The organism is [Clostridium] citroniae WAL-17108, assembly GCF_000233455.1.
In the GTDB taxonomy this organism is placed as follows: Bacteria; Bacillota; Clostridia; order Lachnospirales; family Lachnospiraceae; genus Enterocloster; species Enterocloster citroniae.
The window spans coordinates 614,500-630,206 of record NZ_JH376421.1 but is presented as its reverse complement, the minus strand read 5'-3'; the positions used below and the strand labels follow the sequence as shown (position 1 = coordinate 630,206).

The window sequence follows — 15,707 nt, the reverse complement described above, 5'->3', positions numbered from 1 at the left end:
GAAGGTTTATAATGCAAACAGTGAGATTGTTAATTAATTATCAATAGTGAAAATTACCTAGACCTAACAGGCAGGTACAGCCTAAGTGTACCACAAACACAAGGAAAAATGGAGGAAAAGGAAATGGCAAAAAAAATCGATCAGGTTGTTCCGGAAATCATCGACAGCGTGGACGGACTGAACGCAAAAATGAACGCTATGCGTGAAGCGCAGAAAGTTTTTTCTACCTATACACAGGAGCAGGTAGATAAGATCTTCTTTGCAGCAGCAAGCGCGGCAGACAAGATGCGTCTTCCTCTGGCCAAGATGGCAGTTGCAGAGACTGGCATGGGCATTGTGGAAGACAAGGTTATTAAGAACAACTACGCGGCAGAGTACATTTACAACGCTTATAAGGATACCAAGACAGTTGGTGTGATCGAGGAAGATAAGGAGTACGGGATCAAGAAGATCGCTGAGCCGATCGGTCTGATTGCAGCAGTTATCCCCACGACCAACCCCACATCCACCGCTATTTTTAAAACCCTGATCGCTCTTAAGACACGTAACGCGATCATTATTTCCCCACATCCACGCGCAAAGGGATGCACCATTGCGGCAGCTAAGGTGGTTCTGGACGCAGCAGTCAAGGCCGGTGCGCCGGAGGGTATTATTGGATGGATCGATGTGCCTTCACTGGAACTGACCAACGAGGTTATGAGGGATGCTGACCTGATCCTGGCAACAGGAGGACCTGGAATGGTTAAGGCCGCTTACTCCTCAGGAAAACCTGCATTGGGCGTTGGCGCAGGCAATACACCAGTTATCATTGATGACACGGCTGATATCAGGATGGCGGTTAACTCCATTATCCACTCCAAGACATTTGACAATGGTATGATCTGTGCTTCCGAGCAGTCTGTAACTGTTCTGGAGTCCATCTATAATGATGTAAGAAACGAATTTGAATACAGAGGCTGCTATTTCTTAAAGCCGGGTGAGATCGAGAAGGTCCGCAAGACCATTCTTGTAAACGGCGCCCTCAATGCCAAGATCGTTGGACAGAAGGCAGCAACCATTGCCAAGCTGGCAGGAGTGGAGGTACCGGAAGATACCAAGATCCTCATCGGTGAGGTTGAGTCCGTGGATATCAGCGAGGAGTTTGCTCATGAGAAGCTGTCTCCTGTACTGGCTATGTACAAGGCAAAGACATTTGACGAGGCGCTGGATAAGGCAGAGCGTCTGGTAGCAGACGGCGGATACGGTCATACCGCTTCCCTGTACGTGAATGTGAACGAGGAAGAGAAGATCATGAAGCATGCTTCAAGGATGAAGACCTGCCGTATTGTCATCAACACTCCATCTTCCCACGGCGGCATCGGTGACCTGTACAACTTTAAGCTGGCTCCTTCCTTAACACTGGGCTGCGGCTCCTGGGGCGGAAACTCCGTATCTGAGAACGTTGGGGTAAAGCATTTACTGAATATAAAGACCGTTGCTGAAAGGAGAGAGAACATGCTGTGGTTCCGTGCGCCTGAGAAGGTATACTTTAAGAAGGGCTGTCTGCCTGTGGCATTAAATGAGCTTAAGGATGTAATGGGCAAGAAGAGGGCATTTATCGTAACAGACTCCTTCCTGTATAAGAATGGATATACGCATGTGATTACAGACCGTCTTAATGAGATGGGACTTACCTATACTGTATTCTCCGATGTACAGCCGGATCCGACCCTGGCCAATGCACAGGCCGGCGCAAAGCTTATGAGAGACTTTGAGCCTGATGTGATCATCGCAATGGGCGGCGGTTCCGCAATGGATGCTGCCAAGATCATGTGGGTTCTGTATGAGCATCCGGAAGTGGACTTCATGGACATGGCAATGCGTTTCATCGATATCAGGAAACGTGTATATACATTCCCGAAAATGGGCGAGAAAGCATATTTTATCGCTGTTCCGACTTCCTCCGGTACTGGTTCCGAGGTTACACCATTTGCCGTTATCACAGATCAGGAGACAGGTATCAAGTATCCGCTGGCAGACTATGCACTTCTGCCAAACATGGCAATTGTGGATACGGATAATATGATGAGCCAGCCAAGAGGACTGACAAGCGCATCCGGCGTGGACGTTCTGGTGCACTCACTGGAGGCATACGCTTCCGTTATGGCTACTGATTACACGGACGGCCTTGCCCTGAAAGCAATGAAGAACGTGTTTGATTACCTGCCCACTGCTTACAATGAACCAACTAATGTAGAGGCCCGTCAGAAGATGGCCGATGCCTCCTGTATGGCTGGTATGGCATTTGCCAACGCGTTCCTGGGCGTATGCCACTCCATGGCACATAAGCTGGGCGCATTCCACCACCTGCCACACGGCGTTGCAAACGCACTGCTCCTTTCCCTGGTAGTGGATTTTAACGCTGCTGAGAATCCACGCAAGATGGGTACTTTCTCACAGTACCAGTATCCACATACCCAGGCAAGATATGCAGAGTGTGCAAGATTCTGCGGAATCCAGGCCAAGGATGATGCGGAAGCAGTTAAGAAGCTGATCCTTAAGATTGAGGAACTTAAGAAGACGGTCGGGATCAAGGCCTGCATCAAAGATTACGGCATTGACGAGAAGGACTTCTTAGACAGGCTGGATGACATGGTAGAACAGGCATTTGATGACCAGTGTACCGGCGCCAACCCAAGATATCCTCTGATGAGCGAGATCAAAGAAATGTATCTGAAAGCATACTACGGTAAATAATTCGTACCCATTGTGGGTAATACCTTTATCCTTTGTGTTTGGAGCAGGCCGCCTGTCATTTGACAGGCGGCCTGTTCGCACGCATCTTGGCTCTATTTCTCTTTGGTGTTCAGGGTGATCCCCTCAAAGAATGAATCATAATTTACTTTAAATATTTCCTTCATTGCGGCAAGCTCGGATACACGGATATTATAAGTCCCACCTTCGATCTGTGAGTATATGCTGCGTGAAATGTTGATGCCCATGAGCTGCATTTTTGCAGTTACCTGCTCCTGGGTCATGTGAGATTGCAGGCGGTATTTACGGATGTTGGGTCCCAATCTTAGATCCTGCTTTAGTTTTTGTTCCATGTCACCCTCCATAGTGCAATAAATAGGTTGCATTTCCTTGATTTTACGATAAATGTCGTATATAATTGCAATGTATAGGTTGCACCGGGGAATTTGAAAATATAGATGCTGAAAAGCAGAATAGGAGTTTTTATGGAGTCAAATAAAAACCAGGGGGGGCTGTTGCCCAGACTGCAATATTTATCTGGCTGCCAGTATTTATCAGACCTGCATAATAGCTTTTACACAGAAGATATTTTATATGCACTTCGCAAAATAAATATAGCTTCCTATTCCATGGAAGAATGGGTGGAAGCATATCGATATATTACTGGAGATAAACCTGAAAGTACTTCAAAGGAAATGTTGGCGGATGAAATGGTCCGCTGGCTGAAGGCCGGGAATGAATAGGGAACGTATCATTGATCTGGACATAAAAAGCGGCAGCTGCCTGATCCGTAAGCAGCTGCCTGTTTTATCAATATTTCAGAAGCCGCATTTGTATATGGAAGCTTCTGCATGACTCTCGTCACCCAATGTATCATAAAATAGTTCATGTTGTCTTTTCACACGTCTTTGTATCTGCTGTACAAATGATCCGGGTCCCAGAACACGGACCACGGGTCCAAAGGACAGAATCTCTATGAGCAGCTCGGTTTCATCCGCCATGTCGTAATAGATGGAGCAGAGCCAGCATTTTTGTTCCTCATCATATTCCGTGTGTTTTTCATAGTTGGCAAAGTGGAGCATACACCGGTCCAAAGAGTTGCGCTCACCGCTGATCTCCAGCAGGACGGGCTCGGCAGCCTTTTGTACGGGCTTAAACCGCAGGTCCCTGGAATGATCCGGTATGGAAGATGGGGACAAGCGGCAGTCTTTTATACGACCCAGGTTTAAGAGGGTTCCTTTACAGAAATGTCCCCGGTAATGCATAAGGCAGCACAGACGGAACTTGTCGTCCTTTGAGGAGTACTGGAGCTGGTAAGGGGCCACTTCATAGGTGTGGGTGCGCATTTTTTTGCCCTCATAGGCAACCAGCAGGACCCTGTTTTCCCTGATGGCCGTGAGTATGGTATGGAAATGTTCCCTGTACTCAGGCGTGTGGTAAGGGTCCCCGTCTTTATATTGGTCGAAATAATAGAAGTCACTGTTGTCATATAAGGGAGGGACATGCTCCAGGCAGCGCTCCAGTTCCCGCTGCTGTTTGTCATCCAGAAAAAGGGAGAGACGGGGATCTGAGATCAGCGATTTCAGCCAGGATTTCTGCAGTGTTGTCAGGGGCAGGGAAGGAGGCGCTCCGTGCAGCCGGGAGGTGAAGATACCGGGGGTTTCCTCCTGGAACAGAGGCCAGGTATGATCCTCGATCCTTGGCAGAATGGCCAGGGAACTCTCCTGAAAACCGTAGGTTTTGCAGATATCCTCCATCTCCCTGCGGGTAATGGGGCGGGATGCCGCTTCCGTGAGCATATGCCTTAAAATGTTGTAGTAGCAGCCGTATACTTTATCAAACAGTTCCATGTTCTTCACCTGCCTTTGTCTCTTCTGTGCAGTACATCTCATACATCTTTTCCCAGTCATGGGTAATCTTTGCAATGGCAAACTGGCTGGTTCCCTGTATGTCCAGAATCCTTCCCGTAAATGTCTTGACCCAGGACAGCATTTCATTGGTATCAAAAAAGACGCCGGTGTAAAGGTACTGGTTTTCACGGATCCGCATGACTTCTCCCCCGCGTCCCTCCCTGTAAAGGCGGTTCAGGATGTAAGGTTCCTTTTCCTCATCAATATAAAGCTTGATGCAGATCTCTTCCAGGCGGCTTCTGCCGCTTCCAAAGGACACTCCCCAGCATTTCCCCATGTTCTGGTTCAGATCAGCCAGAACCTTATCATAAGCTTCATATGGCTCCAGGACATTTACCTTCTGGATGGAATCCAGGCGGGCACAGCTGAACCTGCGGTTTTCCGGTAAATACATGCACAGATACCTGCGGCCGGTCTGGGTGCTGACAAAGATTTTAAGGGGTATTCCGCTGTGGGTGCTGATCCCGTTGCTGCGGCTGCTTTTATTTTCATATGTAATGGAGCACTGCCTATGGATGGCATCCAGGAGCTGGGCCAGTATGCCGTCCTCCAGTGTATGGACAATAAACTGATGTTTAAATTGGAACATGCTGTTGCCCATGTCCTCCCGGTCCAGCACCGTACTGCCGATAAAGCCAAAGGGGGCAGCGCCCTGGAAAAATTCCACGGCGGTTATGAGATCGGGCCACAGCCCAGATGTAAAGCCGGGGGGCAGATCATGTGGCAGGCCATGCGGCGGATCAGCTGCCAGATTATGTGGCAGCGGCACCAGCCGGTAGACCAGGTTCCGGCCGGATTTCTCAGAGCAGAGGATGCCGAGGCTTTCGTATTCCTTCAGCTTAAGTCTCAGGGTCTGGATGTCAAAGACAACGCCGTAGTCCCGGGATATCTCATCACAGAGGGCGGAGGCAGTCATGCCCTGAGGAGCGTCAACAAGCTGGTCCAGGATAAAAAAGTGGAGCATCAGGTCATTATCCGTAAAGCTTTTGGACTTCCAGGCGGCATACAGGGGATTCTGGGAAATGGACTTGCTGTCCACATTGATATATACATGCTTTCCCTTGGATGTGTAATCGGACCGGGTATAGTCGGAGAGCCAGCTCTCAATTCGTCTGCGTTCATTGTCATAGGTCCTGGGGCTTTTGTCCTGGAAATCATTTCTCACCTTAAAGCCATAGATGTAAAATTGGCGCATATAGTCCCGGATTCTGTCAAAATTCTTTATTAGTTCCTGAAATTCAGCCATGGCACCCACCTCATAAGCAATATTAATATGATTATATATGGAAGAAATGGAAGTTCGCAACTTTTTTTAAATGATTTGCCATATAAAATACGTTATGATATGGCTGTGATCAGGAACAAACATAAAAAGTAATGGCGCTGGTCCGCCAAAGCAAAACAAATACATGGAAGGATGTGAGATATATGTTTGTGATGTATGAAAAAGAAGAGATGAGATTCCCGGTCAGGGTATGGCTGGAGGAACGCAAGGACTTGGAAAAAAGCTGTCAGGAGCAGGCATATCATCTGTCACAGCTGCCGTTTCTTCATAAATGGGTCTGCCTCATGCCGGATACACATGCGGGAATGGGAATGCCCATCGGAGGGGTCATAGCCACAGACTGCGTGATCATACCTAATGCAGTGGGAGTGGATATTGGCTGCGGCATGGCTTACACTGAGACCAATATCAAGGTGGATGATATCAGGGAGATCATGACAGGGAACGGATCCCTTATCCAGGCCATGGTAGGGGATATTATGAGGAATGTACCGGTGGGATTTGCCCATCACAAAACGGAGATGCCCTGTTATACCATGGAAAATGCCTTTAATGAACTGGAAAAATACGAGGAGGACGCAGAGCTGTTAGGGCAGCTGGAAGCAGGATTTTACCAGATCGGAACCCTGGGCGGAGGCAATCATTTTATTGAGCTTCAGGCAGATGACGAGGGATATCTGTGCGTGATGATCCACTCCGGAAGCCGCCATATCGGAAAGTCGGTGTGCGATTACTTCCATTTTAAGGCAAGGGAGTTAAACAGGAGATGGTACAGCGATGTGCCGGATGAATACCGGCTGGCATTCCTGCCCGTGGATACCGGGGAGGGAAGACAGTACCTAAACTGGATGCAGCTATCCATGGATTTTGCAAAGGAAAACAGGGAAAAGATGATGCTTGCCACAAAATCCGTGTTGGAAAAATATATAGGAAAATATACGGATCTTGAGCTTAAGTTTTCCCATGATATCAACTGCCACCACAATTATGCGGCTTTGGAGCACCACTATGACAAGGACGTATGGGTGCACAGAAAAGGCGCTGTGAGGGCCGGAAACGGGGAACTTGCAGTGATTCCCGGGGCAATGGGCTCATACAGCTACGTGGTCATGGGAAAGGGAAATCCGGAGAGCTTTTGCTCCTCCTCCCACGGAGCAGGACGCCGCTATTCCAGAAAAGGCGCCATGGCGGCATTTTCCTGTGAGGAAGTGATGGTGGATCTTCAGAAACAGGGTGTAATCCTGGGAAAGAAGGGAAAGGCGGATGTTGCGGAGGAGAGCCGGTTTGCCTATAAGGATATCCAGGAAGTAATGAATAACCAGCTGGACCTTGTTGTGCCCGTCAAACGGCTCAGGACCATCGGGGTTGTAAAAGGATAGGGATGGATGTAAGTTAACAGGCAGTCTGACTGATGGCGGAGTTTTCCTCCTGGGACTCCCCGGTGCCCCGGCCTATGGCAGGGGGTATACCGTTGTCTGCCGTGATCGATAGATAGGATGATGTGTCGTGGGTTCAAATCCCACCTGGCCAGTGCCTGCAGGCATTTGCCATGTAGCTAAGTGGTATAGCAATCATTAGAAAAACACAACCAAAGTGTTTCTTCACCAGGATGGAAAAGTAATGTCCGTGCTTTGGCCTGATCAGGACGCCATGTGCATTTTACATGGAAAGGCCTGAAAAAGGCAGTCCGTATCCGGTCAGCGCCGTACCGGATACCGCAGGGAATCTCGGGAAAACCGGGCTTATATATATATGAAAGATTTACAAGGAAGATTTACTAGAAAGATATATATATAGCTGCCAGACGTTTTGCCTGACTGCACCTGCTAAAGGGATGGCCCCCAGGATACGGATAAAGCCGGACATGGTACTTTTCCTGGCAAATGAAAGTGCATTAAGAGTATAACTCAATGTGGAATTGAGATCGTAAGAATGGAGGATTCAGGAAATGAAAAACAACTGCCTTGTTGAACAATATATTATCAAAGACCAGGAATGTGGTTACCTGTCAAAGGGCGGAAGGTTCATAAGGCTTTTGACAGCAGGGAAATACACATTTCTCAAAATGCAGGGATACCAGGTGGATGTAGTACCCATGACAGGGGAGGTAAAGACCTGCGGGATTCCGGAGGAGATCCTGATGAGGGATCAGGAATTTGCATCCAGGGTAATAAAAAACGTGCTGCCGGACGAGTGTATTGCCATCCGGTTTGTCAATAAAGCATACAGGGAGGTCATAACCAGGCCGGAGGTGCTGTTCTGGAACGTGTTTGAGAAAAATGAATTCCAGGCCATTGATATCACAAAGCCCTGGATGGAGGACAGCCTGCCAAGGCACTATATGGACCTGATGCCCGCGAAGTATTATAAGAAGATCACAATTAAAGACGGGGAGACCGGACTTTTGTATTTTGACAACCGGTATGAGAAGCGGCTGGACACAGGAACCTATTATTTCTGGAACTATGGCAGGGAGGTATCCTGCAAGATATTTAATATGAAGATCCAGCAGCTGGATATTTCGGGCCAGGAAATATTGACCGCGGACAAGGTGGCCGTGCGGCTGAACGTGATCTGTAATTACAGGATCGTGAACCCCGAACGTCTGGTGCAGCAGGTGGAGGGGGTGGCTTCCCAGCTCTATACCTATGCCCAGCTGAAGCTCAGGGAGTACGTGGGGAAATACCGGCTGGATGAATTGCTGGCCCAAAAGGAGGAGATCAGCTCCTATGTGCTGGAGAAACTGAAGGAACGCCAGGAGGAGTACTGCGTGGAGATGACCGGTGCCGGCATCAAGGACATTATCCTGCCGGGAGAGATCAGGGAGATCATGAACACGGTGCTCATTGCTGAAAAAAAGGCCCAGGCCAATGTGATCATGCGAAGGGAGGAAGTGGCGTCCACCAGGAGCCTGTTAAACACAGCCAGACTGATGGATGAGAACCAGACCCTGTTTAAACTGAAGGAAATGGAATATCTGGAGCGGATCTGCGACAAGGTAGGATCCATATCATTAAACGGAGGCAGGGGAGTTTTGGCCCAGCTGGCAGAGCTGGCGGGCATTAACGAATAAAATATGGGAATTCCTGTAAAAAAATTGAAATACAACGTTCTTGACTTTAACAAATTAACTTGTTATACTTTTTCTAAAGTGTGTGTCTTGGAGGGTGTTTGAGTAATTTTCAGACACCCTGCGGAAATGACGGCATCCCTACACTTCATACATAAACCTAGGAGGGCGAAAGAAATGTCATATGTTGATGAGATTTACGAGAGAGTGGTATCGCAGAATCCGGGAGAACCAGAATTCCATCAGGCAGTAAAGGAAGTTCTGGATTCCCTGAGACTGGTAATTGATGCCAACGAGGAAAAGTATCGCAAGGCAGGAATCCTGGAACGTTTTACAGAACCGGAACGCATTGTTTCATTCAGAGTACCGTGGGTGGATGACAGCGGCAAGGTTCAGGTAAACAAGGGATACAGAGTGCAGTTTAACAGCGCGATCGGCTCCTACAAAGGCGGCCTTCGTTTCCACCCATCTGTAAACCAGAGCATTCTTAAATTCCTTGGATTTGAGCAGACCTTAAAGAATTCCTTAACCGGCCTCCCCATGGGCGGTGGAAAAGGCGGCTCCAATTTTGATCCCAAGGGCAAGTCCGACAGGGAAGTTATGGCGTTCTGCCAGAGCTTTATGACAGAGTTGTACCGTCATATTGGAAAGGATACGGATATCCCCGCAGGCGACATCGGTGTGGGCGGCAGAGAGGTAGGATACCTGTTCGGCCAGTACAAGAGAATCACCGGTTTATACGAGGGCGTTCTCACCGGCAAGGGCCTGACCTTTGGCGGCTCTCTGGCAAGGACACAGGCAACCGGCTACGGCCTGGTGTATATACTGGATGAGATGTTAAAGCACAACGGCAAGGAACTGGCGGGAAAGACCGTACTTGTGTCCGGTTCAGGAAATGTTGCCATCTACGCAACCGAGAAGGCACAGCAGCTGGGTGCCAAGGTAGTTGCCTTAAGCGACTCCAATGGCTATATCTATGACGAGGACGGCATTAAGCTGGATATTGTTAAGGAGATCAAGGAAGTCCGCAGGGCACGCATCAAGGAGTATGTGGATGCTGTTCCAACCGCTGTTTACACAGAGGGCAAGGGAATCTGGACCATTCCATGCGATATCGCTCTTCCATGCGCTACCCAGAACGAGCTGAACCTGGAGGATGCCAGGACACTTCTGGCAAACGGCTGCTTTGCAGTGGCAGAGGGCGCTAACATGCCGTCCACCCTGGAGGCAACAGAGCTGTTTGTTGAAAAGAAGATCCTTTTCATGCCTGGAAAGGCAGCAAACGCAGGCGGCGTGGCAACCTCCGGTCTGGAGCAGAGCCAGAACGCGCTGAGAATGTCCTGGTCCTTTGAGGAAGTGGATGAGAAGCTTCATACGATCATGGTCAATATCTTTGCAAAGGCTGCTGATGCGGCTGAGAGATACGGCGTGGCCGGCAACTATGTGGCAGGCGCTAATATCGCGGGATTTGAGAAGGTAGTAGAAGCCATGCTGGGCCAGGGGATCGTGTAATATAAGGCGGTCCGGCGGATAAGAATGTAAGTATTATGGATCAGAAGGGGCAAGACCGAAATTTGGTGTTCGGTCTTGCCCCTTTTTTCTGGTTATTTCGGGGAGTATTTGGATGTTGAAAGCGCCTCCCGGATTTTTGGATTCCACAAACCTCAATTACATATTATGTCAAATATTCATGCCAAATGAGTAGAATTTTCCTGTAAATATCCCCCTCTCCTTGCTTATAGTCAAAACTACTTCTAAGTTGTCATTGAATCCCAAACTTTATCATGCTAAAATAGCGGTAGAAAATATGGTTTTCTAAGTGATTTTTCCAAATCATTTCCACAAGACAGAAAAATCTGTGTTTTTTGATTTAGAAAACAAAGTAAACATGGGTAATATACAGGAAATTTCAGCCATAAGACTTAATAAAAAAAGTTTTAAAAACCCTTTTTCGGTGAAATCATGTGGAATAAATGTGGAATTTGGGGGAAAACAAAACGTGGGAGGGCGTGGGTCATGCAGAATAAGAGACAGGGTGAGATCGTACGGTATTTGTCTGAGGTAAAGTTTTCTAAGATTGAGCAGCTGGCAGAGGTGTTCCAGGTTTCCATAGAAACCATCCGCCGGGATCTGTTGGAGCTGGAAAAGGAATCTTCCATCAAGCGGGTCAGGGGAGGCGCTGTGTACAATAACCTGAGGGCCCAGGAGATGGAGTTTGAGCGGAAGATGGAAAAGCACCAGATGGAAAAACAGGCCATAGCCAGGCTGGCTTCCGAATACATCAATGACGGGGATGCCATTGCCATGAGCAATGGGACCACCTCCCTGGCGCTGGCCAGATGTTTGGCAGAACGCAAGAACCAGCTCACTGTTATCACCAATTCACCTGATGTGGCCATTGTCTTAAATGAAAATAAGAGCAGCAGCGTATATCTGACATCAGGATACCTGCGCAAGCACAACCGGAGCCTGGTAGGCAGTATGAGCAGTGACACGCTGGGCAACTTTAGGGTGGATAAGGCCATTGTGAGCATTGACGGGATCTCCATTCAGGACGGGGTTACGGAATATAACACAGAGGAGGCGGCCGTGTTAAAGAAGATGCTGGAAATCGGACATACCCGTATGGTCCTGTGCGAGTTCAGCAAATTCAGCGAGGTGGCCTTCAATAAAGTTTGTTCCGCGGAACAGATCGATTATGTGTTTACAGACTGGAATATTTCTTCAAAGGAGGTAAAGGCCTGGGCTGACATTAATGTAAAGGTGGTGGCCGCATCCCAGGGAAGTGTGGAGAAGTCTTGGAATTGTCAGTAAAACAACAAATTTATGTTGCAAAATATGAATAATATCCACAGAAAGCTGTCGATTGGTTGAATTGACAGCTTTTGTTCATTTTGTTAAGATAATATTATCGAAAATTCAAAAAAATGTGGAGATTGCACAATGAAACATGAAAAAAAGTTGATAGTAAATGGGAACGTGGTACTCCCCGGCCATGTATCCCAGGTCTCACTGTTAGTGGAAAACGGGAAGATCAAGGCGCTGCTGGACGAGGGAATGGATGTTCCGGCAGACTGTGAGGTGATTGATGCACTGGGAAAGACCGTGATGCCGGGTATGATTGACAGCCACAATCACATGGCGGATCCGGGGCCCTATAATTTCAGGGAGGACTGGTACTGCGGATCCTGCAGCGCTGCCTCGGGCGGTATCACTACCATATGTGACATGCCCCTTCCCTCAGAACCGGCCACCATTGACCGGCCGGGGTTTGAACTGAAAAAGGGCATTGCAGAGCAGCGCTCCGTTGTGGATTTTGCCCTGTGGGGAGGATTGATCCCCTCCAGCATCAAGGATATGAAGGAAATGCATGATCTTGGCTGTATTGGATTTAAGGGGTTTATGTGCTTTGCAACAGACGCCTATCCACGTATTACGGATGGTTATCTGGTGGACGGGATGCGGACGGCTGCTTCCTTTGATGGTCTGATCGCACTTCATGCTGAGAATGCGGAGGCAGCGGATTTTGGATGCCAGCATTATTCCCGGATCCGGTGTGAGGACGAAGCCTGCTTTGATGATGCCCGCCCGTGGTGGACAGAGTATGATGCGATCCAGAGGGCGGTTCTGTTTGCAAAAATGACAGGTGCCAGATTGGAGATCTGCCATACCACCATCAGCCAGGGAGCGGAATTCCTTCGCAATGCCAAAAAGGAAGGGACGCGCGTATATGTGGAGACATGTCCCCATTATCTCATTTTTGACAGGGATGTGCTGAGAGAAAAAAAATCATTTGCTAAATGTACGCCTCCGTTCCGCAGCAGGGAGAATGTTGAGAAGATGTGGGAGTATGTGATGGACGGGACCATTGATGTAATCGGTTCGGACCATGGGCCATACACGGATGAAGAAAAGGTGAGAGCCAATGATTTCTGGAAGGAGTTCTGTGGATTCGGATGCAATGACGTGATGCTGGCAGCCATGATATCCGAGGGTGTGAACCGCAGAGGCCTGTCATGGGAAAAGCTTGCGGACCTTACATCTGCAAATGCAGCCAGGATGCTGGGACTGTATCCCAGGAAGGGAAACCTGCTGCCAGGAGCTGATGCGGACTTTATTTTTATTGATCCCAATGAGAACTGGGTTTATGACGGAAGCAAATCCTTCTCAAAGACAAAGAGTGTTAAGGGACCGTATCAGGGAATGGAGCTTAAGGGCCGGGTAACGGACACCTATGTGCGCGGCGAGCGTGTTTACGGGGATGGAAAGATCCTATGTCAGGCAGGATATGGAGCCTTTGTTAAATGCGAGGCATAAACATAAAGAATTCAAAGCGGAGGGAGGAAAAGATGAAGCTGATCGAAGGGTTTGAGGAGAGGGACCGCTGTGGGCGTTCGGTTTTCAGTCATAACGGCCTGTCATATGAGCTGATTCCGGAATACGGGAATTTCCCGGATGAATTTGAGTTTTCCATGTATTCCGGCGGCTGCTGTGACAAAGAGGACAACCTGTTTATGATGTGCCGCGACACGGAACATCCGGTGGTAATGCTGGACGCCAGGGGAAACTATGTGAAGAGCTTTGGAAAGGGGCTGTTCCAGGAGGTGCACAGCCTGTGTGTAACAGAGGAGGACACGCTTTTGTGCGTGGATACAGGACTCCATGTGGTGCGGGAACTGACAAAGGACGGTGAGTGGATCAGGGACCTGGGCAATCTGGGAGTTCCCAGTGACAGTGGTTTTGAAAAAGATGTGTGGCGCAGGATGCAGCGAAGGGGGAAGATCGTACCCACGGACGTGGCCTTTGACAAGGGATGGTCCTTTTGGGCCGGGGTGCAGACCATCAGAAGGGCGGCGCCTCCATTTAACAGGCCCACAGGCGTATGTATGGGGCCAAAGGGAGATATCTTTGTCAGTGACGGTTACGGCAATGCTGCGGTCCACCGTTTTTCCAAGGACGGTACCCTGCTAAGGACATGGGGCGGCCCGGGGGATGAGCCCGGCAGGTTCTACATACCCCACAGCCTGTGGGTAGACAGGTTCAACCGGGTCTGGGTAGGGGACCGGGAAGCCAACAGCGTACATGTATTTGATGAAAACGGCGAAGTACTGGCATATATGAGTGAAAACCTGTACCAGCCAACTGGAATCTGGGCAGATGATACCTATGTCTATATTGCTGAGCGGGGAGGCGGCCTTACCATTGCTGATATGGATATGGAGATTGTGGCCCAGCTGGGCTTTTATAATTCCCCGATCCGCGCCCATGGCATGTGCGGCAACTCAAAGGGAGAGCTGTTCCTGATGCCCCTGTCCACCTATGACCGTCACTTTTTGATGAAACTTGTGCCAGTAAAGTAAGAGTTGGTACTTAAAATATTAAAATTCATGTTTAGAAAGGAAGAGTAGAATGAAAAAAGTCGTATCCTTAGTTTTAGTATGTGCATTAACACTTGGTTTAACTGCATGTTCCGGAGGCAAGTCCCCTGCACCGTCATCCAGTGGGGACACTGCCGCCCAGACACAGGCAAGTGCAGATAAGTCCCAGGATGGAGCGGCAGCAGCACCTGCTAATACCGATGAACCGATCGTAATTGGTTTTCTGGGGTGGTCATCAGGCCCCGATTCCCTGTATGGCCTTGTCCCGCAGTACCTGTTAACTGACTATTTTAAGGAGGTTAATCTAAATGGAGGCTGGCTGGGCCGGGAGATTGATTTCCGGACCTATGATGTTTCCGGCTTAGGCGGTGATTTCTCTGAGGCTGTTAATGCCACCAATAAGCTGATACAGGCCGGCGTGGACGTCATTATTGGGCCTTCCAACTCTACGCAGAGTACGGCTGTTGCTGAAATATGCAACCGTGAAGGCGTTCTGCACATTCCGTCAGGTTCCTCAGCGATCGTAACAGTGGATGAGAAGGGAGAGACCCGTCCATGGACCTTCCGCGCAGGTCCCGAGAACAGCGATTTTCTGATCAACATTGCCAATTATACATACCATGAGCTGAATAATCCAAAGGTTGCCGTACTCTATGAGACCACTCAGATTGACTGTGTTAATATGCGTGACACATATGTAGATACCCTGGAAGGACTTGGAGGCACCTTTGTGGGAGAGGCAACTTATCAGATTGACGACCAGGAGTTCCGCGCGCAGCTGAGAAATCTGGCTGAGAAGGATCCTGACTATATCTTTATGCCTGCCATGGGTTACAAGGAAATCGGGTATGTGGCCAACCAGCTTAAGGAACTGGGATATGCGGATGAGATCAAGCTTATGACCATTTCAACAGCAGACAATGCCGATCTATTGACACTGGCCGGTCCTGCCCTGGAGGGATGCATATTTAATACCACAGCAGACATGAGCAGCGACCGCTTTACAGAGATCACCGAGCAGTATTATGAAAACCATGGCGCCAGCGGAATGTCCCTGCATGTGGACGGACTGGTTTCCTTTAATGAGGCCAAGCTGGTGGAATACGCCATTAATACGGCAGGCTCTACGGATCCTGAAGCCATGCGTAAGGCCCTTGAGGAGGCGGATTACATTGATCTGATCACATGCCCGGTACAGGGATATGATGAACACCATAATCTGGTAGGGTTTGAGTATAATGTTGTTACGGTCCAGAACGGGGAGTTCGTCAGTCTGGGCGCTTATGCCACTCCTGTAAAGTAACAAAAGATTCTTATATCTGGTGCAAACG

12 protein-coding genes are annotated in these 15,707 nt (G+C 48.9%); 9 read left to right on the top strand and 3 right to left on the bottom strand.

What is annotated here, in order from left to right:
* Nucleotides 1–123: 123 nt before the first annotated feature.
* Nucleotides 124–2,736 carry a bifunctional acetaldehyde-CoA/alcohol dehydrogenase gene (adhE, locus tag HMPREF9469_RS12845; RefSeq protein WP_007862540.1) on the top strand — a complete coding sequence of 871 codons (2,613 nt, stop codon included), beginning with the start codon at nt 124–126 and terminating at the stop codon, nt 2,734–2,736.
* A gap of 92 nt (nt 2,737–2,828) precedes the next feature.
* On the opposite strand, the gene HMPREF9469_RS12840 is transcribed toward adhE, so the two are convergent.
* Nucleotides 2,829–3,086: a helix-turn-helix domain-containing protein gene (locus tag HMPREF9469_RS12840; protein ID WP_007862538.1), complete on the bottom strand. Its 258-nt coding sequence runs from the start codon at nt 3,084–3,086 to the stop codon at nt 2,829–2,831.
* A gap of 132 nt (nt 3,087–3,218) precedes the next feature.
* Here HMPREF9469_RS12840 and HMPREF9469_RS12835 point away from each other — a divergent pair, with 132 nt between their 5' ends.
* A complete protein-coding gene (locus HMPREF9469_RS12835; RefSeq protein WP_007862537.1) occupies nt 3,219–3,476 on the top strand; it encodes a hypothetical protein in 258 nt (85 codons plus the stop codon).
* 75 nt (nt 3,477–3,551) lie between these two features.
* On the opposite strand, the gene HMPREF9469_RS12830 is transcribed toward HMPREF9469_RS12835, so the two are convergent.
* Nucleotides 3,552–4,583, bottom strand: coding sequence for a WYL domain-containing protein (locus HMPREF9469_RS12830; protein WP_007862536.1), 1,032 nt, complete (start codon nt 4,581–4,583; stop codon nt 3,552–3,554).
* Nucleotides 4,570–5,889: a WYL domain-containing protein gene (locus HMPREF9469_RS12825; RefSeq protein WP_007862535.1), complete on the bottom strand. Its 1,320-nt coding sequence runs from the start codon at nt 5,887–5,889 to the stop codon at nt 4,570–4,572. Before HMPREF9469_RS12825 ends, HMPREF9469_RS12830 begins: the two co-directional genes overlap by 14 nt.
* A gap of 182 nt (nt 5,890–6,071) precedes the next feature.
* On the opposite strand from HMPREF9469_RS12825, the gene HMPREF9469_RS12820 reads away from it, so the two are divergent.
* From HMPREF9469_RS12820 to HMPREF9469_RS12790, 7 genes are all read left to right on the top strand, one after another.
* Nucleotides 6,072–7,307 carry an RtcB family protein gene (locus tag HMPREF9469_RS12820; RefSeq protein ID WP_007862534.1) on the top strand — a complete coding sequence of 412 codons (1,236 nt, stop codon included), beginning with the start codon at nt 6,072–6,074 and terminating at the stop codon, nt 7,305–7,307.
* A 569-nt stretch (nt 7,308–7,876) separates the two neighbouring features.
* Nucleotides 7,877–9,001: a slipin family protein gene (locus tag HMPREF9469_RS12815; RefSeq protein WP_007862533.1), complete on the top strand. Its 1,125-nt coding sequence runs from the start codon at nt 7,877–7,879 to the stop codon at nt 8,999–9,001.
* A 174-nt stretch (nt 9,002–9,175) separates the two neighbouring features.
* Nucleotides 9,176–10,510, top strand: coding sequence for an NADP-specific glutamate dehydrogenase (gene gdhA, locus HMPREF9469_RS12810; RefSeq protein ID WP_007862532.1), 1,335 nt, complete (start codon nt 9,176–9,178; stop codon nt 10,508–10,510).
* Between the two features lie 504 nt (nt 10,511–11,014).
* Nucleotides 11,015–11,812 carry a DeoR/GlpR family DNA-binding transcription regulator gene (locus HMPREF9469_RS12805; RefSeq protein ID WP_007862531.1) on the top strand — a complete coding sequence of 266 codons (798 nt, stop codon included), beginning with the start codon at nt 11,015–11,017 and terminating at the stop codon, nt 11,810–11,812.
* Between the two features lie 129 nt (nt 11,813–11,941).
* Nucleotides 11,942–13,315 (top strand): allantoinase AllB, encoded by a 1,374-nt coding sequence (allB, locus tag HMPREF9469_RS12800; protein ID WP_007862530.1) that lies wholly within the window; start codon nt 11,942–11,944, stop codon nt 13,313–13,315.
* A 32-nt stretch (nt 13,316–13,347) separates the two neighbouring features.
* Complete coding sequence (locus HMPREF9469_RS12795; protein ID WP_007862528.1) at nt 13,348–14,358, top strand: NHL repeat-containing protein; 1,011 nt, start codon at nt 13,348–13,350, stop codon at nt 14,356–14,358.
* A 49-nt stretch (nt 14,359–14,407) separates the two neighbouring features.
* Nucleotides 14,408–15,679: an ABC transporter substrate-binding protein gene (locus HMPREF9469_RS12790; protein ID WP_007862527.1), complete on the top strand. Its 1,272-nt coding sequence runs from the start codon at nt 14,408–14,410 to the stop codon at nt 15,677–15,679.
* Nucleotides 15,680–15,707 lie beyond the last annotated feature (28 nt).

Bases quoted from the DNA above. Each gene is read 5' to 3' on its own strand.
- HMPREF9469_RS12795 (WP_007862528.1), top strand. From the start codon at position 13,348: ATGAAGCTGATCGAAGGGTTTGAGGAGAGGGACCGCTGTGGGCGTTCG.
- gdhA (WP_007862532.1), top strand. From the start codon at position 9,176: ATGTCATATGTTGATGAGATTTACGAGAGAGTGGTATCGCAGAATCCG.
- HMPREF9469_RS12830 (WP_007862536.1), bottom strand. From the start codon at position 4,583: ATGGAACTGTTTGATAAAGTATACGGCTGCTACTACAACATTTTAAGG.
- HMPREF9469_RS12820 (WP_007862534.1), top strand. From the start codon at position 6,072: ATGTTTGTGATGTATGAAAAAGAAGAGATGAGATTCCCGGTCAGGGTA.
- HMPREF9469_RS12805 (WP_007862531.1), top strand. From the start codon at position 11,015: ATGCAGAATAAGAGACAGGGTGAGATCGTACGGTATTTGTCTGAGGTA.
- HMPREF9469_RS12825 (WP_007862535.1), bottom strand. From the start codon at position 5,889: ATGGCTGAATTTCAGGAACTAATAAAGAATTTTGACAGAATCCGGGAC.
- adhE (WP_007862540.1), top strand. From the start codon at position 124: ATGGCAAAAAAAATCGATCAGGTTGTTCCGGAAATCATCGACAGCGTG.
- HMPREF9469_RS12835 (WP_007862537.1), top strand. From the start codon at position 3,219: ATGGAGTCAAATAAAAACCAGGGGGGGCTGTTGCCCAGACTGCAATAT.
- HMPREF9469_RS12815 (WP_007862533.1), top strand. From the start codon at position 7,877: ATGAAAAACAACTGCCTTGTTGAACAATATATTATCAAAGACCAGGAA.
- HMPREF9469_RS12840 (WP_007862538.1), bottom strand. From the start codon at position 3,086: ATGGAACAAAAACTAAAGCAGGATCTAAGATTGGGACCCAACATCCGT.
- allB (WP_007862530.1), top strand. From the start codon at position 11,942: ATGAAACATGAAAAAAAGTTGATAGTAAATGGGAACGTGGTACTCCCC.
- HMPREF9469_RS12790 (WP_007862527.1), top strand. From the start codon at position 14,408: ATGAAAAAAGTCGTATCCTTAGTTTTAGTATGTGCATTAACACTTGGT.